General features: G+C 64.3%; 15 protein-coding genes. 10 read left to right on the top strand and 5 right to left on the bottom strand.

The window, feature by feature from the left end:
* The first annotated feature begins 61 nt into the window (after positions 1-61).
* From ACLJEU_RS17910 to ACLJEU_RS17950, 9 genes are all read left to right on the top strand, one after another.
* Positions 62-3,550, top strand: coding sequence for a hypothetical protein (locus ACLJEU_RS17910; protein ID WP_414660143.1), 3,489 nt, complete (start codon positions 62-64; stop codon positions 3,548-3,550).
* Positions 3,547-5,217, top strand: a complete 1,671-nt coding sequence (locus ACLJEU_RS17915) for an ADP-ribosylglycohydrolase family protein (RefSeq protein WP_414660142.1) — start codon at positions 3,547-3,549, stop codon at positions 5,215-5,217. The genes ACLJEU_RS17910 and ACLJEU_RS17915 overlap by 4 nt, the downstream gene beginning before the upstream one ends.
* 148 nt (positions 5,218-5,365) lie before the next feature.
* On the top strand, positions 5,366-8,035 hold the full coding sequence (locus ACLJEU_RS17920; RefSeq protein ID WP_414660141.1) for a glycoside hydrolase: 2,670 nt from the start codon (positions 5,366-5,368) through the stop codon (positions 8,033-8,035).
* A gap of 10 nt (positions 8,036-8,045) precedes the next feature.
* Complete coding sequence (locus ACLJEU_RS17925) at positions 8,046-9,089, top strand: SIS domain-containing protein (RefSeq protein ID WP_414660140.1); 1,044 nt, start codon at positions 8,046-8,048, stop codon at positions 9,087-9,089.
* A 23-nt stretch (positions 9,090-9,112) separates the two neighbouring features.
* Positions 9,113-10,057, top strand: coding sequence for an EamA family transporter (locus ACLJEU_RS17930; protein ID WP_414660139.1), 945 nt, complete (start codon positions 9,113-9,115; stop codon positions 10,055-10,057).
* Between the two features lie 362 nt (positions 10,058-10,419).
* Entirely contained in the window at positions 10,420-10,965 is a 546-nt protein-coding gene (locus ACLJEU_RS17935) for a heme-binding protein (protein WP_414660138.1), read from the top strand.
* Between the two features lie 56 nt (positions 10,966-11,021).
* Positions 11,022-11,786 (top strand): YqjF family protein, encoded by a 765-nt coding sequence (locus tag ACLJEU_RS17940; RefSeq protein WP_414660137.1) that lies wholly within the window; start codon positions 11,022-11,024, stop codon positions 11,784-11,786.
* 169 nt (positions 11,787-11,955) lie between these two features.
* Positions 11,956-14,898, top strand: coding sequence for a TonB-dependent receptor (locus tag ACLJEU_RS17945; protein ID WP_414660136.1), 2,943 nt, complete (start codon positions 11,956-11,958; stop codon positions 14,896-14,898).
* A gap of 45 nt (positions 14,899-14,943) precedes the next feature.
* Positions 14,944-15,939, top strand: coding sequence for an isoaspartyl peptidase/L-asparaginase family protein (locus ACLJEU_RS17950; protein WP_414660135.1), 996 nt, complete (start codon positions 14,944-14,946; stop codon positions 15,937-15,939).
* A 186-nt stretch (positions 15,940-16,125) separates the two neighbouring features.
* Here ACLJEU_RS17950 and ACLJEU_RS17955 read toward each other — a convergent pair whose 3' ends face one another.
* Together ACLJEU_RS17955 and ACLJEU_RS17960 are read right to left on the bottom strand one after the other, a co-directional pair.
* Positions 16,126-17,280, bottom strand: a complete 1,155-nt coding sequence (locus ACLJEU_RS17955; RefSeq protein ID WP_414660134.1) for a helix-turn-helix transcriptional regulator — start codon at positions 17,278-17,280, stop codon at positions 16,126-16,128.
* Positions 17,281-17,368: 88 nt separating this feature from the next.
* Positions 17,369-18,970, bottom strand: a complete 1,602-nt coding sequence (locus ACLJEU_RS17960; protein WP_414660133.1) for a peptide ABC transporter substrate-binding protein — start codon at positions 18,968-18,970, stop codon at positions 17,369-17,371.
* A 125-nt stretch (positions 18,971-19,095) separates the two neighbouring features.
* Between ACLJEU_RS17960 and ACLJEU_RS17965 the strand changes: the two genes are divergently transcribed.
* Positions 19,096-20,070 carry a cyanophycinase gene (locus tag ACLJEU_RS17965; RefSeq protein ID WP_414660132.1) on the top strand — a complete coding sequence of 325 codons (975 nt, stop codon included), beginning with the start codon at positions 19,096-19,098 and terminating at the stop codon, positions 20,068-20,070.
* Between the two features lie 53 nt (positions 20,071-20,123).
* Here the strand turns inward: ACLJEU_RS17965 and ACLJEU_RS17970 are convergent, their stop codons facing one another.
* The 3 genes from ACLJEU_RS17970 to ACLJEU_RS17980 all read right to left on the bottom strand — a co-directional run bounded on the left by ACLJEU_RS17970 (position 20,124) and on the right by ACLJEU_RS17980 (position 24,852).
* A complete protein-coding gene (locus tag ACLJEU_RS17970; protein WP_414660131.1) occupies positions 20,124-21,383 on the bottom strand; it encodes a phenylacetate--CoA ligase family protein in 1,260 nt (419 codons plus the stop codon).
* A gap of 19 nt (positions 21,384-21,402) precedes the next feature.
* Positions 21,403-22,608, bottom strand: a complete 1,206-nt coding sequence (locus ACLJEU_RS17975; RefSeq protein ID WP_414660130.1) for a cysteine desulfurase family protein — start codon at positions 22,606-22,608, stop codon at positions 21,403-21,405.
* Positions 22,609-23,430: 822 nt separating this feature from the next.
* Positions 23,431-24,852 (bottom strand): PcfJ domain-containing protein, encoded by a 1,422-nt coding sequence (locus tag ACLJEU_RS17980; protein ID WP_414660129.1) that lies wholly within the window; start codon positions 24,850-24,852, stop codon positions 23,431-23,433.
* Between the last annotated feature and the right edge of the window lie 488 nt (positions 24,853-25,340).

Below are 25,340 nucleotides of genomic sequence, written 5' to 3' on the forward strand. Positions count from 1 at the left end.
CTCCCTCTCAATAGGCAAGCGCTTGCCCTGTTTGCCTGTAGTCCGCTCCCACCCCGCACCCATGAAACTACCTCCCCACTATCTGGTGGCCGTTGCCACCGGTTTGTTCGCCGTCAGCGCCGTCGAGGCCCAGATCGCGCCCGCTGCCAGTTCGCCCACTCCGACCGCCCGCAAGGACGCCATCCCGGCAGAAGTCACACCGTCCGGTCGCACCGACGCCGTGATGCTGAGTCCGTTCACCGTTCAGAGCGATCGAGACACCGGCTATCAGGCGACGTCGACGCTCGCCGGCTCGCGGCTCAACACGCCCATCAAGGACCTCGGTGCCTCCATTTCCGTCTACACGAAGGATTTTCTCAACGACATCGGCGCGACGAACGCCAATGAACTCCTGATCTACGCCACCGGCATGGAAGCGGCCGGTCCTGGCGGAAATTTTTCCAACGGTGCGGGCAACAACATCACCGAGACCAACGTCGTCGGCGACAGCGTGCGCAACGCCCCGCAGGGCGGCACGCGCGCCCGCGGTCTCGCCGGTCCGACCTACACGCGCGGCTTCTTCGTGTCGGAGGTTGCGATCGATGGCTACAATACCAGCGCCGTGACCGTAAACCGCGGGCCCAACGCCATCCTCTTCGGCGTCGCCAGCCCCTCGGGCGTCGTCGACACCACGCTGCTGCAGGCGGACCCGCGGCGTAACTCCAACCGCACCGAGTTCCGCTACGGCGACAACGACAGCACGCGCGCGAGTTTCGATTTCAACCGCGTGCTGATTCCGCGCAAACTCGCCGTGCGCCTCGCCGCCCTGGATGACCGCGAGCGCTACGACCAGCGTCCCGCCTTTGAGACCAAGCAGCGTCTCTACGGAGCACTCACGTTCGAACCCTTCCGCAGCACGGTCATCCGCGGCAATTTTGAAACCGGCCACACCAAGGCCAACCGCCCGTTCTCTGTCCTGCCCTTCAACAGCACCAAGCCGTGGTTTGACGGCGATCGAAAGGCATTCGACTGGACGTTCTATGACGACCCCGCCCGCAATCCAAGTGCGGCGGCGCAAAGTTCCGCGGGCAACATCCCGGGCACCACTCCGGCCCAGCAGTTTCGCGGCTTCTACATTGGCTCGCAGCAGATCTTCAACACACTGGTCTTTCCGGTCGCCAATCCCACCGCCGGAAACGGCGCACTCGGCCTCGGCTTCCAGGCCACTCCCGGCTCGAGCCCCGTTACCGGCACCGGTTCGCTCACGTTGAACACCATTCGCCGGACGGTCTTCGATCCGGTCTTCAATCGCGACAGCGCCGACGACGGCCAGGCGTTCTACGAAACGCGCAACATCTTCGAGATGCCGGCCGCCTTCTTTGCCGACAACCGCGTGCCGGCCGGCCTGAAGTCACAAGGCTTCACCGATTTCAGCGCGTTCGATTTTGCCCGCCGGCAACTCGATGAAACCGGCCGGCAGAATGATACCTTCCGCAACTTCACGGTCTCGCTCGAACAGCGCGCGTGGAAGGATCGCGTGGGCGTCGAGCTCGCCTATTTCGCCGAGTCCCTCGAGCGCAAGAACCGCAACAACTACGTTTCGACCCAGGCGAACGCGAACCACATCCGCATCGATCCGAATCTGTTTCTCCCCGACGGCCGCCCGAATCCCAACGTCGGCCGCCCCTACGTCGATTCCGCCCAGGCCATCTTCAACCAGAACCGGCGCGAACGTGAAGCGATGCGCGGCACCGCGTACCTGCGCTACGACTTCAAGGATGTCTCGCCCACGCTGGGCAAATGGCTCGGCAAGCACACCGCCACCATTCTCGGCGAACGCACTCAGCTCGATCAGCTCAATGTCCAGAGCAAGCTCACCTTCTTCGGCGAGTATGAAGGGTTCACCAGCGTTGATCCCTACGGCTTCAACCGGCTCGCCAAACTCGTCGCCTACATCGGGCCCTCGGTGATTGGGAACAACAATCCGCTCAAACTCGAACCGATCTCCTCCGCGCCGCTCACCGGTACGGTTCGGGCCGACTCCACCTTCTTTCTCGCTCCCGCCGGCGACCCGGCCCAGGCGAAGGTCGGTACGGTGCCGTGGGAACTCCGCCAGACCTTTCGCAACGGCAACTATTCGCGCGACGTGATCAAATCGAAGGCGGCCAATCTGATGAGCTATTGGTTCGACGACCTCGTCGTCACCAATGTCGGCATCCGCCGGGACGAAGATTACTTCCAGCTGTTCTCCATTCCCACGGGCGTGACGCCGGAGGGACTCGCCAACGTCTCCCGCGTCGAGCGCGACTTCAACGAGTTCACGCTCCCCAAGACGCCGTTGTTCGCGGCCGGCAAGGAAGTGAAGAGCTACAGTGTCGTCGTCCGCTGGCCGCAGAAGTGGCTGCGTCTGCCAAAAAACATGGACGTGAGTGTCTTCAACAACATCTCGGAAAACTTCACGCCCAATGGTTCCAACACCAACGCCTATGGCGAACTCCTGCCTTCGCCGAAAGGCACGACGCGCGAGTACGGGTTGAATTTCTCGTTCCTCGACAACCGCTTCAACGTCCGCCTCAACCACTATGAAACCAAGATCCAGGACGCGAACATCGGCCGCATCGCGCCGCTCAGCCAGATGATCAACAATGTCGTCCTGCAGACGGCCGGTGCCTGGGTCGCGGAAATCAACCGCAATCCCAACGCCTCGCGCCAGGCGGACGTCGACTTGCTCCTGAGTCCGTTTCCCGCCGGCTGGCAAACGCTCAACCGGTTCGCCTACACCGGCAGTCCCGCGACGCAGAACTATGCCCTCACGTTCACGCAGCTGCCCAGCTACAGTGACACCGCCAACTACGTCGCGAAGGGCACCGAGGTCGATGTCGTCTACAATCCCACGCGAAACTGGCGCATCCTGGTGAACTTCGCCAAAAACCAAACCGTGCAGAGCAACATCGCGCCCGGCACCCGCGAACTGATCGCCCGCATGCGCCCGGTGCTCGACCGGCTGGCCAACCGTCCCCGCCTCGGTTCCGCGACCGGCTACACCTTCCCCACCGATCCGGTCACGGGGAGAGTTACTTCGCTCGATGCGGGCGCCGGTGAGCAGACCGTCGCCCAATACGTCTTCGCGAATGTCGACGTGCCCTTCGCCAGCATCCTTGCCGCCGAGGGCGTGAGCAGTCCGGAGATCCGCAAGTACCGCGTGAATCTCGTCACGAGCTACAGCTTCGGCCGCGAAACGTTCCTGAACGGCTTTGGCGTCGGCACCGGCGTGCGCTGGCAGGACAAGGTCGGCATTGGCTACCCGACGAGCTACACGTCCACCGGCTCCGTCTTCATTGATCGGGCCAAACCCTACTTCGCCCCGGGCGAAACCAACGTCGACGGCTGGGTCAGTTACAGCCGCAGGATTTGGAACCAGCGCATCGATTGGAAAGTGCAGCTCAACGTCCGCAACGTCATCGGCGACGACCAGACGATCGCGATCACCGCGCAGCCTGACGGCTCACCCGCGGCCGTCCGCCTCGCGCCCGAACGGCGTTGGTACCTCAGCAATTCGTTCAGCTTTTGACCACGGCCCAGAGGAACGCAGACTTAATAGCGACTCCGATCACGGCAGGCGTGGCCGGGGTCGCCCATATTCCCTCCATGAAAAGCGTTACCGTTTGCTTCCTGCTGGGCGTTCTCGCCGTCGTCACGCCTGCGCGCGCGGACCTTGTGCTCACGCGCGCCGACTACACCGACCGCGTGCAGGCGATCTGGACCGGACAGATCATCGCGGTGCTGGTCCTCCTCGAGTTCGAGCACCGCACCGCCTCGGTCGTTCCGATCGAAAACCTGCCGATGAAATGGGCCGGCAAGCCCGCCACGTTCGCGCCGGTTGACGACGACTGGTATTACGAGATGGCCGCGTTGCGCGCGTTCGAGAAACACGGCATCGGCCTGACCGTCGAGCAACTGGGAGCGCAGTGGGCCGAGAATCGCTGCGGTTCATGGGGCTCCAGCGAACAAGCGCGCCTCAATCTCGCCAAGGGGCTGAAGGGCGCCGACCTCGGCCATCCCCGCTACAACAAACTCTGGTTCACGCTCGGTCCGCAATTCAGCAGCGATCTTTACGGAGCCCTTGCGCCCGGCCTGCCGAACGTGGCCGGTCGCATGGCGCGCGCCTTCGGTCACATCAACGGCTACGCCGAAGGGACCGACGGCGCCGTCTTCACCGCCGCCGCCATCAGCCTCGGCTTCACCACCCAGGACCCGCAGCGAGTCGTCCGCGACGCAGTCAAAATTCTCGATCCCAGCTCGCCTTACCGCCAGAGCATCGAGCAGGTCATCACGCTCGCCGATGCGGGAAAGTCTTTCGACGAAATCGTTCACGCCGTTGAAGACCGCTGGCACGCCGAGTATCCGGCCACCAACAACGCCGTCTCCAACGGCGGCCTCGTTGCCGCGGGTCTCTGGTTCGGCCGCGGGGATTTCTGGACCACGATGAACCTCATCGCGCGGGCCGCCGATTTCTCGGACTCCGACTGCAACGGCGCCAACGCCGCCGCCGTCCTCGGCGCCATGCACGGCATGAAAGCGCTGCCCGCCGCGCTCGTCGCGCAGTTCAACGATCGCATCGTCGGCACGGGCATGGGCAGCGTGAAGGAATTCACCCCGCCCGTGGACGAAAGCATCAGCGAACTCGCCCGCCGCACCGCCGTCATCGGCGAAAAAATCCTGCTCGCCGAGCGTGCCTCCGCCGCTGGCGACACCATCCGGATCCCGGCCCAGACCGTCGCGCCCCAACCCGCCGAACGCTTCGTCCTCGCCGATCTCACGCGCTTCTGGAACGCCGACTGGACGCTCGAACGCGCCGGCTTCGGCGGAGCCGGCGGCGGCATGGCCGGCATCCGCGGCATCACCTGTCTCGAGGGCGACATCCTCGCCACCTATCCGCGCGACGAAGTCCGCGCCTGTCTTCTGCGTCGCACGACCACGCTCGGCGCGACGCCGCGTCTCACGTTCGAAGCCGGCAGCGAACCCGGTCGCGCCTGGGAACTCACCGTCTACGCCAACAACAAGGTCCTCTTCAAGGACGTCATCAGCTCGACGACCGCGGAGCGTGCATGGCGCACGGTCGACATCGACCTCGCTGAGTTCGCCGGCCGCGAAACCACCCTGCGTCTCTACCAGCGCGTCTTCGTCCCCAACCGCACCGCCGGCAACGCCCTCTGGCGAAACGTCGTGTTGCGATAGGATCCGTCCGCCGATCCCCGCCCTCGCGCCTCGACCGGGCCGCGGCCGGAAGATTTCGGTTCCCCCTCCGCCCGCGAGCTTCGCCGTCAAACTCTCGATGATTCGTATCCCTCTTCACGCGATCGTCGGGCTCCTGAAATGCTCCCCCTTGCTCCTTCCGCGGCGCGCGCTCGGCGGTGCCGTGATCCTCCTCGGACTCGGAGCGCACACCCTCGCCGCGGCCGAGCCAACCCGCGTCTACCTCGCGAACGACGACCACACTGACTTCATGTGGACAGCCGACGCCGACACCTACGCGAACGTGTTTGTCGAGATGCTCGACTGGCATCTGAACCTTGCCGACGCGACCGCCGCCAATCCCCCGCCCTACCGCCACCGCTTCAACGCCGACGGCAGTCTCTGGCTCGCCACCTACCAGCAGCGAAAGTCTCCCGCCGAATTTGATCGGCTGATCGCCCGCATCAAGGACGGCACGATCAGCTTTCCGCTCAACACCGTCGTATCCACCTTCGGCGGTCAGCCCATCGAAGCCGTCCTGCGCGGGATGTACTACGCCGGTCGGATCGAACGCGCGCACGGAGTCCGCTTCCCGCTCGCGATCGCGATGGAGAACCAGACGCTCCCGCTCGGCCTCGCCTCGCTCTTCGCCGGTTCAGGCGCGCGCTACAGTTGGCGCGGCGTCTGTGGCTGTGCGAGCAAGCTGCCCAACCGCATCCTCGGCGAGCGCGAGCATGAGGTGTATCGCTGGACCGGTTACGACGGGCAGGGCGTTCTGCTTAAATGGTATTCGCTAGGTGCGCACAATGTCGGCGGCTACTGGGAGGCCGGCGATCCGCTGCAAGCGCTGGCCTACGCCGCGACCGACGCCGGTTTCCTCCGTCGCCACGTCGATCCGGTTACCCGACAACCCTACCGCGTGGTCGGTCTCTTCGGTTACGGCGGCGACGACCTCGCGCGCAAGACGGGCGTGACGCCGCCGCCGGAGGTCCCCGGCGTGCCGGGACTGCACAAGATCGTCTCCTCGCCCCACGTCGATCACTTCCATGTGATCGCCCAGCAGCAATCGACGCCCGCTCGCCAGGTGATCGTCTCCAACGAGCTCGACTACTTTGCCGACTTCGAACGCTCCCACGGCGCCACGTTGCCCGCCAAGACCGTCACGTACGGCAACGAGTGGGATCTCTACTCCGCCTCGATGGCGGAAACCTCCGCGCGGGCGAAACGCGCGGTGGAAAAGCTCCGCACCGCCGAATTCCTCGCCACTCTCGTCAGCCTGAAGTTTCCCGACTTCATGCGCCGCCATACCTCCGCCCGCGATCGTGCCTTCACGAACATCGGCCTCTTCTGGGAACACAACTGGACCGCCGACGGCCCGATCTCGCGCGGCCAGCGCGCCGCCTGGCAGGAGGAAGTCGTCACCGGGATCGAGTCCTATGTGAACTCGATCCAGGCCGAAGCCGTCATCCGCCTCGGTGGTCTCATCCCGCGGCCCGACAAAGCCAACCGGTTCTTCGTGCTCAATTCCCTCGGCTGGTCGCGCACCGGCGCCGCCGATCATTCCTACAACGGCTCCGCCGACATCCACGTGCGCGATGTCGCGACGGGGCGGGACGTCCCGCACCAAATCGTGCGACTCTCCGGTGCGCGTCACCTCCGCATCCTTGCGAGCGACGTGCCTTCCGCCGGCTACAAGGTCTATGAAATCCTGCCCGGCACCGGCACGGCGCCCACCGACGCCGTCGCGACCGCGACGCCCGGCGCCGACGGTACGCACTCCTTCGCCAACGCCGCCGTGAAACTGGTCGTCGAGCGCGACGGCGCCATCAGCAGTCTGATCGACCGCCGCCACGCCGCGACCGAACTCGCCGCCACCATCGACGGTCTCGCGCTCAACGATCTCGCGCCCCACTCCGCGGAGGGCGAAACGCTCCGGATCGAAAACGCCGGTCCGGTGTCCGTCACGCTCCGCGCGCGCAGCGAGGCCGGCCTCGACCACACCACCGCGATCACGCTCTACCGTGATTCCGAACGCATCGACGTGCGCAACGAGATCACCGCCAACTTCGGCGACGTCCGTCACTGGGCCTTCAGCTTCAATCTCCCCTCTCCCTCGGTCCGCACCGAGGAAGTGGGCGCCATCAACCTGAACAAACTCACCACCGACGGCGGTGCCTACGCGACCACCCACGCGCGCTACGACTACGTCACGCTGAATCATTTCGCCGACATCACGGCGGGCGACGGCCGTAGCGGCGTCACGCTGTCCAATCCCGATCTCGCTTTCGCCAGACTCGGCCGCAGCACGATCACGGCGCTCGATTCCACGACGCCGCAGATCAACGTGCTCGCCGGTGGTCAGGTCGACGGTTCCAGCCTGGGCATCCGCGCGCAAAATGGTGCGACGCACTTTCTCCAGCGCTTCGCCCTGCGTCCACACGGCGGATACGATCCGGCCGCCGCGATGAGATTCGCGCTCGAGCACCAGAACCCGTTCGTCACCGGCGCCCTCATGGGCGACGACAAGGGTCCGTTTCCTGCGGACACCTTTTCGCTGCTCAGGGTCAGCGACCCGAATGTTCTCCTGTGGGCGGTGAAGCCGGCCGAGGAAGGCATGCACCGCGGCATCATCGCCCGGCTGTGGAACGTCTCCGACGCGCCGGTCACGGCGAATCTCACTCTCACTTCCGGTCTCGGGTCGGTGCAGCGCACGAGCCATGTCGAGACCGACCTCGATCCGGTTGCGCTCACGGCCGACGGCGCGCTGCCCATGGATTTCGCGCGGCAACAGCTCCAGACTTATCGCCTCGCGCCAAAATAATTTCCACTTCATGTCCGTCGATCTTTCCGTCCTCGAAGGCGCGTATCTGCGCGACCTTCTCGCCCAACCGCAGGCCGTGGCCGATACCGTCGCCGCGCTGCGCACGCTGCCCCCGCTGCCCGCCCGCGCGCTTTCGTCCGAGCGCATCGTGCTCACGGGCATGGGCTCCTCGCTGCACGCGCTCCATCCCCTCCAACTTCGCCTCACCCGCACCGGCCGAACCGCCCTGATGGTGGAGACCTCTGAGCTCGTCCACGGCCAATCCGATCTGCTCGATGCCCGCACGCTGGTGGTCGCCGTGTCTCAATCCGGCCGCAGCGCCGAAACGCTCCAGCTGCTTAACCTCATCGGCGGGCGCCCGTCGCGCCCCTGCGTGATTGGCATCACCAACACCCCTGACTCTCCGCTCGCCACCCGGACCGACTTCGTCGTGCCGCTGCGCGCGGGCACCGAGTACTCCGTCTCTTGCAAGACCTACCTCGCCACGCTCGTGGCGCTGGAGTGGCTGGGCTGCGCGTTGGGTGGTGATGAGCTCGGCGCGCTCCACACCGAGCTCGCCCAGGCCGCACCTGCCATCGCGTCCTATCTCGCCGCGTGGCCGGACCACGTCACGCACCTCGCCCGCGAATTCACCGGTCTTCGGCATCTGTTCCTCACCGGGCGCGGCGCGTCGCTTGCCGCCGTCGGAACCGGAGCGCTCATCGTGAAGGAGTCGACGCGCTTTCACGCCGAGGGCATGAGCAGCCCGGCCTTTCGGCACGGTCCGCTCGAAATGGTCAGCCCCGGTCTCTTCGCGCTCGTTTTCGCGGGTGACGCCGCGACCGTCGCGCTGAACGAGGCGCTCGTGCGCGACATCCGCGGCGCCGGCGGCCGAGCGGCGCTCGTCGCCGAAAACACCGCACCCGGACCGTTCCAGTTGCCCGCGTTGCCCGCGCACCTGCGTCCCGTGGTGGAAATGCTGCCCGTACAGATGCTCTCCCTTGCGCTCGCCGCGCTGGCTGGCCGCGAACCCGGCCGCTTTGAGCGCGCCACCAAAATCACAGTCGTCGCCTGATTCAGCTCCCACCTTCTTCAACCATGTCGTCCAACGCGAAGCCTGCACGCGTTCCGCCCTGGCTGCTCTACGCCCTCGTCGCGGCCACCTGCTGGGGCATCTGGGGCGTCCTCTCGAAGGGCCCGAGTCGCGAACTCTCCGGCTGGATGACGCAACTGCTGTTCACGTTTGCGCTCGTGCCGTCGGTGATCTTTGCCGCCCGCTCGAAAAACGTCCGCACCGGTACCAACAAACCGCGCGGTCTTTTCTGGGGCTTCGTCTCCGGCCTCATCGCAGCCGCGGGAAACATCTTCTTCTACCTGGCGCTCGAAGCCGGCGCGGAAACCGCCATCGCGGTCCCGCTCACCAACATCTATCCGCTGGTCACCCTCGTCATCGCCTGCGTGGGGTTCAAGGAACGGCTCAACCTCGTCCAAGGCCTCGGGATTGTGCTCTCCGTCGCTGCGATCATCCTGCTCAGCGGCGAGGCAAAGAATCTCGGCGATCCCATGGGAATGCTGCGCCGCATCAGCCTGACGCCGTGGATGCTCTACTCGCTCGGCGCGATGGTGTGCTGGGGCGTCTTCAGCGCGACGCAAAAGGTCTCCACCAATCACGTTTCCGCGGAGATGTCCTACCTCGCCTGGTGCGCCGCCTTTGTCCCGATCGCCATCGGCATCGTCCTCTTTAAACCCCTCAACTGGGACATGTCCGCCGCGATGGTCTGGTCCGGACTCGCCGCCGGTGCGCTCAACAGTTTCGGCGTCATCGCCGCCTTCGCCGCTTACCGCTACGACGGCAAAGCGGCCATCGTCACGACGCTGGCCGCCGCGGTGCAACCGCTGGTCACGATCGTGCTCGCGTTGATCTTCCTCGGAGAAAAAATCGGCGCGCTCGAAAGCGCCGGCATCGCGCTCGCCATCCTCGCCGCCGTTGCCCTCGCGCAGGAAACCAAACCGGCGGTTGCGCCCACACCAGGCAGTGTTTGAGCAGGAAGCCAGGAAACCCGGAAGAATCAGACCACGTGTACAGAAGTCCGGACTCAAGCGTTGAAGCACGCTCTCATGGCTTCCTGGCTTCCTGCTCAACCCTCTCTCGTCGTTCTGGGGCGCAGCCCCGTCAGAAGTACCCGCCCTTTTCTGGATCGATCGTGGCTACGAGCGCCAGCGAGTGGCCGAACGTCCACTCGCTGGCGCTCGTAGCCACGGCCAAAGTCCAAAGGCAAAGGGCGATTGGGATTGAATGCATCCGTCGCGCACCTCGGCGCGTTGCATGGGCGGAAACGGATCCATTGCGGATTCGGTTTCCCTGCCTTATCCTTGAACTCCCGTGCCTGCCGTCACCTCGCCCGATGAAACGAATCTTCCTGCTGCTCGCCCTCTTGTCATCCGCCATGGCCACTGAACAGGCGTTTCCTCCCTCCCCGGTCGACGCAGCAGAATTGAAGACGCTGCCGGCCGGAGTACTGCTCAAAGCCTCCGCCAAGGGAAACTACTTCGACCAATCGAACCGGCTCTTCGGCCCATTGTTCAGATACATTTCGTCGCATGACATCGCCATGACGACACCCGTGGAGGCGAAAATCGAAGGCGCGGAGATGTATTTCTGGGTGGCACAAAGCGAGGCGGCAAAAGTAGCCGGCAGCACGGGCGACGTCGAAGTGGTGCAAATTCCGGAGCGTTGGGTGGCCAGTCTCGGCGCCCGCGGCAGCTACTCGGCGCAAAACTTCGCCAAAACGCGTGATCGCCTGGTTGCCTGGTTATCCGAGCGAAAGGACGTCGAGGCCGCAGGTGCGCCCTACGCGGTGTATTGGAACGGTCCGTTCACGCCCGGTTTTCTCAAGCGCTTTGAAGTTCACATTCCGGTGCGTGCGGTGGTCCCTCCTCAGATTCGATAGTCGGTCGGCACCTTCACTCGCGCTCGGTTACCGGCGTCTTGACCAGCCTGACTGACATGCGCCCAGCTTCGAACGACTCCGAAGTCCGGGCTCCGACCGACGCTCAGCGCTCCGCCTTGCAGCAACGTCCCACCGGCCGCCGCGTCGGCCGGCAGCGCTGGAACCAGTTGCTCTTCGCGCACTGGGTGGTCGACGCCGAGGCGGTGCAGGCCACTCTCCCCCGCGGCCTCTTTGTGGACCGGTTTGCCGGTGCGGCGTATCTCGGGATCGTCCCCTTTGCGATGGAGCGCATTCGCCCGGCCTGGCTGCCTCCGATGCCGTGGCTGTCGTGGTTTCTCGAACTCAACGTTCGCACCTACGTTCATGATGCGGCCGGGCGGCCAGGCGTCTGGTTCTACTCCCTCGATTGCAACCGGGCCATCGCGATCGCGCGGCGCTTCTTCCATCTGCCTTATTTCCATGCCCGCATCGCGGCCTCGTGGCACGGCGGTACGCTGCACTACGAGTGCCAGCGGCAGGAGAAGGCTGCGCCGCTTTGCCGCTATGCCTGGACTCCGCGTGAGGAGGCCGCGTGCGTCGCGCCGGGCTCGCTCGAATTCTTTCTCGTCGAGCGCTATCTGCTTTTCACCGCCGACCAGGATGGTCGGCTCTACTCCGGTCGCGTGCATCACCAGCCGTATCGCGTCTACGTACCCCGGGTCACCGCGTTGTCGCCGGAACCGGCCCGACAGGCTGGATTCCACTTGGCGGGCGAGCCGGCTTCGGTGCTCGCCGCGCTGCCGGTCGACGTATCCATCTTTCCCCTCACACCGGTGAATTGATTTTACGGTTGCAGGGGCCGGCACGGGCATGGCGTGAGCTTTCCTCTCTACCAGACTGTTCGCCCCTCGTCCCTCACCCTCCACGCCTAAGGCCCGCTGCGAGCGTATGCACCCAATACGCCCTAGGTGGTACGCAGACAGCCCCGCTTCCTGCTACACTGCCCACACCATGCATCGCTTCCCGCGCAGGGTTCTTTCGCCTTTTGTCCTGCTTCTTGCCGCCTTCGGAGTTGCCGCCGCGACCATCCCGGCTGCGTCTGCGCAGTCCTCCGCCGTCGTCTCCACCCTTTCCGGGCGCGTCATCGACGCGACCACGCAGAGCGTCCTGCGCGGTGCCACGGTCACGCTCACCCCCACGAAGACCGGCGCGCCGGCATTGCAGGGCGCCACGGACGCCAACGGCGAGTTCACCCTCGCGGGTGCGCCGGGCGACTACCTCCTCGTCCTCGACTACCTGGGACTGCCGCCCAAATCCCAGACCGTCACCCTGCCGCCTTCGTCCGCCACTCCCGTGCGGATCGAGATTTCAATGGGCGACCCGGTTCTCTCGCTCGCCGCCGTCACCGTGGAGAGCACGCGCACGGGCCAGGCCCGCGCGCTCAATCAGCAACGTTCCGCCCAGAATCTCACGCAGATCATTTCGGCGGATTTCTCGGGCCAGTTTCCGGACAAGAACATCGCTGACGCCGTGAAACGGCTGCCGGGCGTCACGGTGGAAACGGATCGCGACACCGGCGGCAGCGAAGGCCGCTATGTCACCGTGCGCGGCATGACCGCCGATTTCAATGCGGTCACGGTGAATGGCATGCGGGTCAACGTCACGGACTTCGACGGCATCACGCGCCGGGTGCCGCTCGATGTGATCTCTTCCGACACCGCCGATCAAATCGAAGTGTCGAAGGCCCTGCGTCCCGATCAAGACGCCGACTCGCTCGGCGGCGCAGTCGACATCAAGACCCGCAGCGCCTTCAGCCACAACGGCCGCACCGCCTCGATCAAGGCCGCGCTGGGCTACTCCTCGCTGCTTTCGAGCTACTACGGCTATCCGTACGAAAACCCGACCCACGAAGCGGCCGTCAACGTCTCCGATCGTTTCGGCGCGAATCGCGAGTGGGGCCTTTCGCTTTCCGCCAGCTATCGCGATCGCGCCTTCGTCAAACAGCGCAACAGCACCACCGGTTGGAACGGCGCCGGCACGGCGGCCTCGCCGTACGCCATGGATTCGTTCGTGCTCCAACACTACTTCGACGACATGTCCAATCGCGGCGCGAACGGCTCCCTCGAATTTCGTCCCGCCGCCGACCACCGTTTCCGGCTGTTCGCCGGCTACAACGCCCGTGAAACCAACCGCGGCCGCCAACGCCAGCAGATCTTCTTTCCGCTCAACGTTGCGACCGCCGCGCTGACGGCGACGCCCATCGTCACCGAAGACACCTACACCAGCGTTTCCGCGCGCAACAACACCGTCCGAAAGGAAGTCCGCGACTTCGACGAGAAACAAAGCACGGCCACGCTGACCCTCGATGGCGAATCCCGCCTCGGCGCGTTCACGGCCGACTACCGCATCGGCTACAATCAGGGCGAATTCGACGGCGGCCTGAACACCGCCCTCCAAGCCCAGTTTCAAAACGCCACCTCGACCAACGCCTACAGCATCACGCCCGGCAACGCCCGCTTTCCCACCATCACCACCAGCCTCGACCGGCTGACTCCACTCGGTGCCGGCGCCTACACATTGCGCAGCCTCGTGCGCGGCACGCGCGACTCGACCGACAAGGAGTGGAACACCGCCTTCAATCTGAAACGTGCCCTCACGCTGGCCGATCTGCCAGGCTGGCTGAAGGCCGGCGGAAAATTTCGGACCAAGACGCGTGACCGCGATGCCACGGCGCGAAGCTTCAATGCCAACTCGTCCTGGAATCTGCTCGGCTACACGGGCCAGTCCGACATCGGCTCGCTGCTCGCGAACTACGGAGCCAAGGACGGCGCGACTGCTGATGGCCACTACGACTACGGCTACTTTCTCGATCCGAGAAAAGTCCGGGACACCGGCGAACTGCTCATCGCCCGCGGCCTGCTCGTGCCGACGGCCAGCAACGTGCTCAACAGCCAGATCGACGACTACCGCGCAACGGAGGATGTCGCCGCGGGCTTTGGCGAAGCACAGTTAAGGTCGGGCCGACTCACCGTCCTCGGTGGCGTGCGCCTCGAGCAGACGACGATCGAGTTCAAGACCTTCAAAGTGGTCAACGGCCTCCCGGAGCGGATCGCGCCCAAACGCGACTATACGGACGTCACGCCGGCGCTGCACCTGCGGTTCGATCAGTCGAAGAACCTCGTGCTGCGCGCCGCCTACACGGAGGCGATCGCGCGCCCCACGTTCAACCAGCTCAATCCGCGCGCCACGGTTTCCACCACCAGCGACACCGTGAGCCGCGGCAACATCGATCTGAAGCGCGTCTCGTCGCGCAACTTCGATCTCTCGGCCGAATACTACCTCGGCAGCGTCGGCTACGTCTCGCTCGGCGCCTTCCACAAGGATTTCAAAAATAATGTCTTTCGCTCCACGCAGATCGAGCTCTTCGAGGGCGATCCGAACACCAGCGTCACGCAGGAACGCAACGCGCGCGGCGGCAAACTCACCGGCCTCGAGTTCGCGTACGACCAGCAACTCCGCTTCCTGCCCGCGCCTTTCGATGGCCTCGGCGTCACGTTCAACTACACCTACGCCGACTCGTCGCTCGACACCGGCCTGCCCCGGCTCGCCGGCGTGAAGATTCCGCTCTTCGACCAGGTTCGGGACACGGTTAACGTGAGCGTCTACTACGAGAAGCACGCGCTCCGCCTGCGCGCCTCCGTGCACCAGCGCAGCACCACGCTGTTCGAACTCGCCACCGACAACCCGATCGCGCTCGCGCGCTACGAGGCACCGAGCACCGAACTCGACCTCACCGCGAGCTACAAGGTGGGCCGAAAGTTCACGATTTTTGTAGAGGTCCAGAATGCCCTCAGCGAGCCCCGTCACGGCTACAACGGCAACGAGCGCACGCGACCCGACTACAACGAGTACACTGATTGGGCCGCCACGTTCGGCATCCGCTGGAATCTCTAAAGCAGCCTCGGTTCAACTGCAGCCGCTCCTGCATCCTCTCCCGCTGTGAAGAAAACGTTCGGTCTCGTCATCCACGGCGGCGCCGGGGTCATCACCCGGTCCGCGCTGTCGTCCGATCTCGAGCAGCAGTATCGCGCCGCGCTCACCGACGCGAGTGACACCGGCTATATCATCCTCGAACGCGGCGGCACCGCGCTCGACGCGGTGGTCGCAGCCGTCGCGGTGCTGGAGGAGAATCCGCTCTTCAACGCCGGTCGCGGTTCCGTGCTCAATGCCGACGGACAGTGTGAGCTGGACGCCTCGATCATGGACGGGCGATCGCAGTCGGCCGGGGCGGTGGCCGGGCTTCGGCATATCCGCAATCCGATTACACTCGCGCGCGCGGTCATGGAAAAGTCCGAGCATGTCATGCTCATCGGCGACGGCGCCGAGCGTTTCGCGCAGGAGCAGGGCTTCAGCCTCGTGCCCAACGAATATTTTCAAACGACGTTCCGCCGTCAGCAATGGGAACAGGCCAGGAGTCGCGACGCTCGGAAAGCCCCGCTGTGCGCTTCACCCGGGTCGGGCTTGGACGAGCCTGCGTTCGGTCCCGGCGACGAAGCGTATCTCACGCGGCAAACCAAATTCGGCACGGTCGGCTGTGTGGCGCTCGATCAGGAGGGAAATCTCGCCGCCGGCACGTCCACGGGTGGAATGACCAACAAGAAATTCGGCCGCATCGGCGATTCGCCGATCATCGGAGCCGGCACCTACGCCAACAACGCCACGTGCGCGGTCAGCGCCACCGGCTGGGGGGAGTTTTTCATTCGCGGCGTCGTGGCCTACGACATCGCCGCCCAGATGGAGTACAAGGACGCGTCGGTCGCCGCCGCCGCCGCCGCCACGATCGCCAAGGTCGGCCGGCTGGGCGGTGACGGCGGCGTGATCGCGATCGACCGCGCGGGCCGGATCGCAATGCCGTTCAATACACCCGGGATGTACCGGGCGTACCAGGTGGCGGGCGGCGAAGCCGGCGTGGAGATTTACGGCGTGGAGCCCTGAGCGGGATCCATGCAGAGGAACTCCCGCGAATCACGCGAACGGACACGAATTTCCGAGGGGAAACTGGATCAATCTGGTCTCAATCAGACTCCCCTTTGGGTTAAGACCCATTCTGCTCTGTTTTCATTCGCGTAAATTGGCGTGATTCGCGGGCAACTGAATTGCTCGCGCTGAGATTTCCACGCTTCACCGCAGCAGCGCCATCAGCCGGCCGCGGCTCCGCACGTTCAGCTTCGCGAAAATCGACGTCACCTGTTTCTTCGTCGTGAGCAGACTCTTTTTGAGCCGGCGGGACACTTCCGCGTTGGAGCAGCCTTCGCAGATGAGCAACGCCACCTCGCGCTCGCTTGGCGTCAGCACCCACAGCAGCCGCTGTTTCTCCACCGCGACGTGGGCCCGGGGCTGACGCTCCAGGCTGCGATCCTCCAGCACGACAAGGAACCCGGGCTTCGCCAGCAGTCCCGCCGAGGCGTTCACCGCGGACACGGCGGCGAGCCGGTCCGGGAGATGCGGATGCGCGAGCCGCTCCAGCGGATGCGAAAACACCGGACGATCCTTCGCGTTCGCGTTCAGAATCTCATCCCGGATGCGTTCGCAGGCCGCCTTGATCGGGGGCGGCACTTCCAGCCGGTCACGCGAGATCAATCCGCGCGCAATCTTCGGGCCATGGCACCACACGGCGCATTCCTTGACCGCCTCGGTGTTGGCGAAAACGGGCTCGAGTTCCCAGTCGAGCAGCATCAGTCCGAGCGGAATGTAACGGTTGAACTCCTCCAGCACCTTCCGATAAAGCCGCTCGGTGTGCAGCAGCATCACGCGGTCGATCGCGGTTTCGAGATGGGGCCGCAGGGCTTTCAGCCGCGCCACCTCCGCCGGACCAAACTCGGGCCCGCCGGGCGCGCGATAGACGCTGAACATCGCCTTCACTTCGTCCCCTTTCCAGAACAAGCCGGACATGCCGTCGGTCCAGCCCTCAGCCCGGGCGAACCGTAGATAAAATTCCGTCGCCTTGAACTTCTCCACCGTCCCGAGCACGTCGCGAAACCGATAGTGGGTCGCCCGGCGGTGGGTGTTGATATGAGCGGTGAACGGATTGATGCGTCCCCGCTCCTTGAACCACTCCGTTGTTCCTTCGATCGGCGGATCGGTGAAAACCCGTCGCGCCTCCCGCATCCCGAAGTGGCCAAGAAACAGGGTCGCGCGCACCGCCGGGGCAAACGCCGCGCGCAGCAACGGCAGCGTCGCCCGGCCCAACTCCTCCACCTCGGTCGCGGCGTGCAACGGGAAGAGCAGTGCCTCCCAGTTTGCGTGTGCCTCCTGCTGGGCCCGGGCGGTTTTCATGCCGCACGCTCACCCGCCCCGACACCCCGCGTCAAGGAACCGCCGCCCGATCAAAAGCCGCGTGCGCCGCACGGGCCAGGTCGATTCATCATTTCTCCAGCCACAGGTCCTTGAGCCTTCGATCCGCAAAGGGCTTGGGCTGCCAGCCCTTCACGCTGGGACTCATCAGCATCGTCTGGGTGGAGAAGAACAACGGAATCGCCGGCAGTTCGCGGAGGAAAATTTCCTCCGCCTCCTGAAACGCCTTTTCCCGCACCGCGCGATCCACGGTCCAGGTGGCTTCAATCAGACGATCAAACTCCGCGTTCGACCATTTCGACTCATTGTAGAGCGCACCGGAGCGCCAGGCCCCGAGAAAGTAAAAGGGATCCTGATACGTCGTCGCGTTCCACGAGCCGCGCACCAGCTGGAAGTCCATCTGCCGCTTGGAGGAATTCAGCACCTGCGTCTCCTCGTTCCGCAGTTTCACCGTGATGCCGAGGTGCTGGCGCCACATTTCCTGCACCGCTTCCGCCACGATGCGGTGATGCTCACGCGCATCCACGAGCAGCTCCACCGCCGGAAAATTCCGACCGCCGTCAAAGCCGGCCTCGCGCAGCAACGCGCGGGCCCGTTCCGGGTCGAACGCTACCCGCGCGCGTGCCGTGTAGCCGCCGATCCCTGGCGGCGTAAAGCTCCACGCCGGTGACTTCCCGCCCTTGATCACCTGACTCGTCAGGCGCTCCCGATCGACGGCCAGCGACAACGCGAGTCGCACCCGGCGGTCATCGAACGGCGGCTTCGCCACGTTGAGCGAATAGAAATATACACCCCGATCGTCGACGACCTTGAGCGCTTCCGGCTGCTCGCGCGCATACACTTCCAACTTGTTCAAGGGAACCGCACTCGTCACGTGCAACTGGCCGGTGCGAAACGCGGCCTCCTCCGCCTGGGCGTTTTCGATCGGCAGGAAGTGAATCTCCTTCAGTCGCACGCGCGCGGCGTCCCAGTAACGGGGATTTCGCTCCAGCACCACGCCCTGGTTTTGCCGCCACGCCTTCAGGCGAAACGCCCCGTTGCCCACCAGGTTGCCCGGACGAATCCAGTTGTTCACGCGCTCATCCATCGCGGCAAACTTCTCCACCGTCGCCTGGGGCACGGGAAAGAAGAGAATCAGCGCCGACAGGAAGAACGGCGTCGGCCGCGCCAGGGTGATTTCGAGCGTGCGCGGGTCGCGCGCCTTCACCCCGACCGCGGCGAAATCCTTGATCCGCCCGGCCTGATAGTCGCTGGCACCGCGGACGAAGAACAGGTTGTTCTCCGCATGCGCCGCTCCCAGCCGCGGGGCCAGCAGCCGCCGCGCGCCGTATTCGAAATCCCCCGCCGTGACCGGCGTTCCATCGCTCCACGCCGCGTTTGCCCTGAGGTGGAAGGTATAGACGAGCCCGTCCGCCGAGATCTCCCAGCGCTCGGCCACGCCGGGCCTGGGTTCGAGCGTCGCCATATCGGCCGTCACCAGGCCCTCGAACAACCCGCCCACAATCGTCCATTCCACGGCACCGCGCACGAGATAAGGATCCAGCGACTCCGGCTCGGAGGCATTGCCCCGATAAAGGACCTGGTCGCGGTCGCCCGCCGCCACCTGCGTTTCCCGCCGGGCGCAACCCGCCGCCAACGCCAGAGCCAATCCCGCCACGAGCCATCGTTTCATGTGCGACCACGCTGCTCGCAGGAACTGCGCCGCGCAGCTGAAAACCCATACCACCAAAGACGTATTTGCACCCCTGCCGCACCTTCGCCCTAGCCTCGCGGCCGGAAAGCCGCGAGGATCGCGCCATGCGCCGTATTCATTTCGCGCTCTTCTGGGTGCCGGCCGTGTGCGTGCAGTTATCCGCCGCCAGCTACGACTATTGGCTTACGGGCAACGCGGCGGACGCCACCCCCGCCCACACCCGGTCCGGACTTCTGCTGGCCGGCGGCGGCGGCGATGTCAAAGCGGCTTGGCAGTGGTTCGTCGCCTGCGCTGGTGGCGGCGACATCGTCATCCTCCGGGCGTCAGGAGCGGACGGATACAACGACTACGTCTTCACCACCATCGGCGGCGTCGACTCAGTCGAAACCATTCGGTTCAACGAGGCCTCGGCCGCCCACGATTCTCGCGTCCTCGATCGCATCGCCCGGGCCGACGGCATCTTCCTCGCCGGTGGCGATCAGTCGAAATACGTCCGGTATTGGAAGGACACGCCGGTCGGCGCCGCCCTCAACGCCCACCTCCGCGCCGGCAAACCGCTGGGCGGCACGAGCGCGGGACTCGCGGTTCTCGGCCAGTATTATTTCTCGGCGCTGCAAGACTCGGTCACCAGCACCGTGGCGCTCGCGGATCCGTTCGATCAGAAAGTCACCCTGGGGCGTGACTTCATTGCGGCGCCTGCGCTCAAACGGGTCCTGACTGATTCGCATTTCATGGCCCGCCAGCGCCTCGGCCGCCTGGTCGCGTTTCTTTCGCGCTTGTCCGCCGAAGAAAAGCCGGGGGCGGCGCGCCCCATCGGCCTCGCGATCGACGAAGGCACGGCCGTCTGCGTCGAACCGGATTCGACCGCCCGCGTCTTCACGGAAAAGAACGGCCTGGCGTGGCTCGTCGTCCCCACGGCCGCGCCCGAAGTGATCGCTGCGGGCAAGCCTCTGGTGGTCCGGGGAGTTCAGGTCACCGGCCTCGGCCCGCAGAGCGTGCTCCATCTCGACTCGCTGCGGATCGAGCGTCCTGTCTCCGTTAGAACCGTCTCGGCCGCGGCGGGTGAACTGAGCTGGTAGCGCGCAAGGACGCGAAAACCTCATTCCATGGCAGGCGAGGAACGCGGTGATCTTTAAGGCACGAACGGGTAGTTGAACACGAACTTGCCCGAGCCTTCAGGAAGGAGAAATTTCACCCGTTTTGTCTCAATCTTCTGTGGTGGCTGGATGAGCTGTTGCAGCTTCGGCACCACCGCACCGATGGATGTCGTGGGATCGCCGTCGCCCTCCGCGATATAGCTCAGCAGAAATTGTCCCGGACTGAATTCGTGCAGGCGATAGTGCACGACGCCCTCACAGCCGACAAAACACTGGTCGACATCGCGGGTCGTAACCCGGCGGCCGTCCGGAGCCTTCAACGTATCCGGCGCGCGTCCGTGAAGAATGTAGGTCGGGCTGCCGCCGGGCGCGCTGGCGCTCGAGCGACGTTCCACGAGATCACCGATCCGATAGTTCAGCAGCGGCATGTAGTCGTTGCTGAGCGTCGACACCACCAACTCGCCGATGCCGCGGTCGTCCTGGTTGATGACGTCAAGGCGAGCGATGTCCTTGCTTTCAACCATCTGGCCGGTGCCGTTCTCCATGAGAAGGTGGCCGGTTTCGGTCGATCCGTAGAGATTGTAGACGGGCACGCCGAACACGCGCTCGAGAATCCGCTTATGCAGGACACTCGTGTACTCGTAGGTCGTGAGGATGAACTTCAGTTTCGGAAAGCTCACCTTCTTTCGCTCGCAGTGCAGCGCGAAGACCACGGCGTAAACCGGATCGGTATCAAGAAACACCGGATCCCACTCCAGCGCCTCCGCCACCATTCTATCCAGATCCTCGGTGCTTAACAAAAACGGAAAACGCGAAAGGCTTAGAACGCGCGTGGTGCCCAACGTCCGGCGTTTGGCGGAAGGCGTCCCGTTGTAGGTGATGTCGCCGTTGCACGCGGGCGACGAAATTGTCACGCGATGCGCACCGCGGTTTTCCTGCAGCACGCGCTCGATGTGGGGATTGAGCGACAGAGCCCACGCTTCCTGGCGGGCCCACCAGCCATACTCGAGCAGCAGATCGGTCCGGTTGTCCGTCGTGCCCGCCGTATGTTCGACCTCGACCAATTTCTTCGCCACGAGCTCGTCGAGCGACTGGCCCGCGCGAAGAAAATTCCGGGGGAAGTCCCGCTTGATGTCGTGCTTGTTGATGTACGGGAGAGCGGCCAACAACTCCGCGGCGCTGGCGCTGCCGCCTCTCGCAGCGGCTGACTGGTAGAGCGGTACTTCACGCACGTACTCGCGCAGTTTATCGTCGGGGCTTTTCAGGCCTGCGGTTTGATCGTCGATCGCTTTCACGGCAATTACTTCGTTGGGGTCACACCGCGTGAGCGACGAGCTTGGGCTGGAGGACGCGTACCGCCGTTCGAGGCGAGCCCGCCGTCCGCAATTCAGCCACGACGCGAGGGAGATGGCTCATCAGGTAGGCGACATCCTCGTCCGACGTTTCGTAATCGAGACTGAAGCGGATCGTGCTGCGCGCTTCCGCCGGGCTCAGTCCCATCGCGGTCAAAACGTGGGACGGCGCGACCGAACCGGTCGTGCAAGCGGAGCCGCTCGACGCACAGATGTTCAATTGATCCAGCATCATGAGGAGCGCCTCCGCCTCCACCCCCGCAAACGCGATGCTCGTGGTGTTGGGCAGACGCGGTTCTTTCGCCCCGTTGCGTGCGGTAGATGGGATCCGGGCGAAGATTTCGGCTTCGAGCTTATCGCGCAGAGCCGCGAGCTTGCGCTGCGCATCAACGGTGACCGCTCCCGCCAACTCGGCCGCCCGGCCGAAGGCCACGATGTACGGCACGTTCTCGGTGCCGCCGCGGTGACCTTCCTCCTGATGTCCTCCCACGATGAGCGGCTGGAAAGGGGTGCCTTTGCGAACGTAGAGGAGGCCGACTCCTTTCGGCCCGTGGAGCTTGTGCGCAGAAAGCGAAAGCAGGTCGACGCCGAGCTCGTTGACATCGAGTTTCAGTTTGCCGGGCACCTGCACCGCATCCGTGTGTAGGAGAATCCCCCGCTGCCGGCAAATGGCCGCGATTTTTGCCACGGGAAACAGGACGCCGGTTTCGTTGTTCGCCCACATGATCGACACCACCGCGGTGTCAGGCCGGAGCGATTGTTCGAATCCCTTGAGGTCGAGTGAACCATCGCGGTTCACCGGCAGGTAAGTGACGTCGTAGCCGCGCTGCTCCAGGGCCGCACAGCAATTTTTCGTGGCTGAGTGTTCGACCGCGGTGGTGACGACATGCCGATTGGTCGGCTGGGTATAAAGGCAGCTCGTGATCGCGGTATTGATGCTCTCGGTCCCACAGCTGGTGAAAACAATCTCAGCCGAGTCGGCGCCGATGAGGGCGGCAACGGATTCCCGCGCTCGCTCGATCGGCTCCACGAGCTTTTTGCCGAGTCGATACGGGCTCGAAGGATTGCCCCATTTTTCAGTCAAATAGGGCAGCATCGCTTGCAGGACTGCCGGCGCGACGCTCGTGGTAGCGTTGCTATCAAAATAGTAAGTCTTGGACTCGGTCATGGCTAAAGCCTGGGTAACGCGCGGAAACGAGGGCCGGCGAAAACATTGAAGAAACGTTTCAAGCGATGGGAGGCGAAAGATGCCCCCGGGATCCGGGCTGTCAAACGCGGGACCCCGACCGGTCCAAACCTGGAACGATCAAGCCGCAACGTACGAGCTATCGTTGCGCGTGTCGGGCGTCACCGCGCGTGTGCCGTCGGTCTCCGCGACTCGGGCGCTGACCACACGACGCCGCAAGCCGCTCACGTTCACCGGACTGCGCCTGTGGCCACCCATGCAGGGTGCTGATCTGCACTCTGAACCGATCGTACGGGTCAGTCCGCTGAACGCTGATTTCGGCGCCTGCGATGGGAACGTACCGTTCAGGGCGCCGGCCCGCGGTGCGGCGCTCACTGAGATTCCAAGGATTGCGTTGAGCACGCGTCAGCGATCAGCGGACTGACCCTCTCGTCTGCGCTACATGTAACAAATAACAGGCAGACCCCGTCCGACCGGCCCTCTTTCTGTTGGCCGCCGGCACCGACGCATGAGTTAGGCGGGCAAAGTCGCGGGGGCTTACAGCGCCGTTTCCGGAACACGGGAGCAGGATGCTCCCGCTACTACCGCTGATCCCATCACGTGCAAAGTAGCGGGAGCTTCCAGCTCCCTCTCCGAACCGCCGGAGCAGAACCGATCATACAGGGTCCGTCCGCTGAATGCTGATGGGGGCGCCGGCCACCGGTGCGGTGCTCTCTGAGATTCCACGTATTCCGGTGAGCACTCGTCAGCAATCAGCGGACTGCCCCTCTCGTCTGCGCCCTGCGCAGCGCAGACTCTACGCAGTCAAACGCGCAGCCGGAGGCGTTCCGCCACCCAAAGCCCGATCACACTTTGTTCTTCGGCGCTCGCCTCGCGATTATAGGGGCCCCTGCACTGGACGACACGCCGGGACCTTGGGTCGATTTCTATAGTGACGCGCCGTTGATCGTTCCAGCGGAACGAGACGATCGCTGAATGTCCGGCGGCGCAGCGCGCGGCATAACTGGCAACGCAATGGTGTTGCTCCAGGCCTTCATGGTAAAGCTCCGCGCCGGTGGTCAGCTCGACAAAGGACCATACATCGGGGGTCTGCTCCCACTTCCAATCGAAGCCGTGCCCCATCCAGCGAGAGGGGGAGTACGGGAGCGTCCGCTGGCGGCGGTACTCCAGACTTCGCGCCAGCGTCGGCCGGGCGCGACGCGCCTTCCAGGAAAAACTCAGGCCTGCACGCTCCGCCTCCGTATATTCGTGCAAGGCCCATTCGAGGATGGCCCCGCTCTCGTCGTCACTGAGTTCGTCATAGTGGGCAACCACCCAGCGAATCGTGTCGTGCCAAAACCCATCATACGACGGCGTGGAGCATTCCGTGGGATCGATCACAAACGCGTGATTCACGATGATGCGATTAAAGTCTCTTTCAGCACCGCCGAGCCCCTTCACATCGGCGAAAATACAGGCCAACAGCGGAGACAGGTTGCCGGGAACCTCGCCGAGATGGATCGGAAGCTTGCGGGGGATATTCCATTGAAAGAGCTTGGCCGCGCGCTTCAGGCTTCCTCCCTGGCCAAACAGAATGAACCAGTGCAGCCACTTGGCCGTAACATCCCTTCGATGCCACTCTGCGTGCAGAAATGAAGGAACGGGATGCGCGGCAAAAATGTGTTCGGCCAGAGTCAGCTGACTGTTCCTTTTCCAGGTTCGCGGACTCCTGATCCAGAACGGAGCAAACAGGCATACATTTCGCGCAAAGCGGTTTCCCGCCAGGAACCTGTTCCCTTCGCTCTTGATGATCTCCAAATCGGCGGCGCCGACCGCCCGTGTTATCTTCGTGCGGAGCAGATCGCCCGCTTCTGAAAAGTGCAGAACCCGCGTTGCATGGTCCCTGAGACGCTCCTCCAATGACGTGGTTGACTCGGGATCCGGGAGCAGGCCGTCGGCGGTGGTTTCACCGAGTCCCTCCAAACGCCAAACCTGCGGCGGGTTCAGGATCTCCTGGAGAAACGTTTCCAGCCGATGCTCCGAGAGTTCCCAGCTAAAATCATCATCCTTGATCGGGTCGAACGGATCCCAATGAGCATCGACTAGGGCGTCATCATTGAACGATCTCCCGTCGCTGGCAGCCGCTGGATCGTCGTAGCGCCGCTGACGAAATCCCTTTCGAAGCTGCGCGACCCCGAGGGGGCGGTGCCAGTTCTGAACCTTTCGGCCGTTGATTTTCTGCTTCATGGCAAGCGAACGAGAGAGGGACGCCGGAACGGCTCAACCTTCGATATCCGTCGGAAACGTGAGTTGATGTGGTGGAGTCGAGCGCAGAGACGATGAAGGTGGGTAGGTTTGAACTGAAACTAAGTGCAGATCACAGGGAGACCAAGGACGGCGTGCGTTACTTCCGCGGTCACGCCAACGTAGTCATGACGGTCGCGGGCGAACCCGGAATTTACCGGGCAAGCGCCGACAATGGCGTCCTGGATCTGGCAAAATTCACCTTGTTGTTAACGGGGTCCGTCACCTCGGAGAATGCGGACGGCAAAGTTTCGACGTGCGACAATCTCACGCTTCACCTCGGACCGCGCGTCCCGGCGGGAGTAAGCGGGAAGACGAATCAAAATCCCTGACGGCTAACCGATCGTACGGGGTCAGTCCGCTGAACGCTGATTTCGGCGCCTGCGATGGAAACGTACCGTTCAGGGCGCCGGCCCGCGGTGCAGCGCTCA

Origin of the sequence: Terrisphaera buseokensis, assembly GCF_047521145.2 — a bacterium.
Classification (GTDB): Bacteria; Verrucomicrobiota; Verrucomicrobiia; order Opitutales; family Opitutaceae; genus ER46.

Bases quoted from the DNA above. Each gene is read 5' to 3' on its own strand.
- ACLJEU_RS17910 (WP_414660143.1), top strand. From the start codon at position 62: ATGAAACTACCTCCCCACTATCTGGTGGCCGTTGCCACCGGTTTGTTC.
- ACLJEU_RS17925 (WP_414660140.1), top strand. From the start codon at position 8,046: ATGTCCGTCGATCTTTCCGTCCTCGAAGGCGCGTATCTGCGCGACCTT.
- ACLJEU_RS17930 (WP_414660139.1), top strand. From the start codon at position 9,113: ATGTCGTCCAACGCGAAGCCTGCACGCGTTCCGCCCTGGCTGCTCTAC.
- ACLJEU_RS17935 (WP_414660138.1), top strand. From the start codon at position 10,420: ATGAAACGAATCTTCCTGCTGCTCGCCCTCTTGTCATCCGCCATGGCC.
- ACLJEU_RS17940 (WP_414660137.1), top strand. From the start codon at position 11,022: ATGCGCCCAGCTTCGAACGACTCCGAAGTCCGGGCTCCGACCGACGCT.
- ACLJEU_RS17945 (WP_414660136.1), top strand. From the start codon at position 11,956: ATGCATCGCTTCCCGCGCAGGGTTCTTTCGCCTTTTGTCCTGCTTCTT.
- ACLJEU_RS17955 (WP_414660134.1), bottom strand. From the start codon at position 17,280: ATGAAAACCGCCCGGGCCCAGCAGGAGGCACACGCAAACTGGGAGGCA.
- ACLJEU_RS17960 (WP_414660133.1), bottom strand. From the start codon at position 18,970: ATGAAACGATGGCTCGTGGCGGGATTGGCTCTGGCGTTGGCGGCGGGT.
- ACLJEU_RS17965 (WP_414660132.1), top strand. From the start codon at position 19,096: ATGCGCCGTATTCATTTCGCGCTCTTCTGGGTGCCGGCCGTGTGCGTG.
- ACLJEU_RS17975 (WP_414660130.1), bottom strand. From the start codon at position 22,608: ATGACCGAGTCCAAGACTTACTATTTTGATAGCAACGCTACCACGAGC.
- ACLJEU_RS17980 (WP_414660129.1), bottom strand. From the start codon at position 24,852: ATGAAGCAGAAAATCAACGGCCGAAAGGTTCAGAACTGGCACCGCCCC.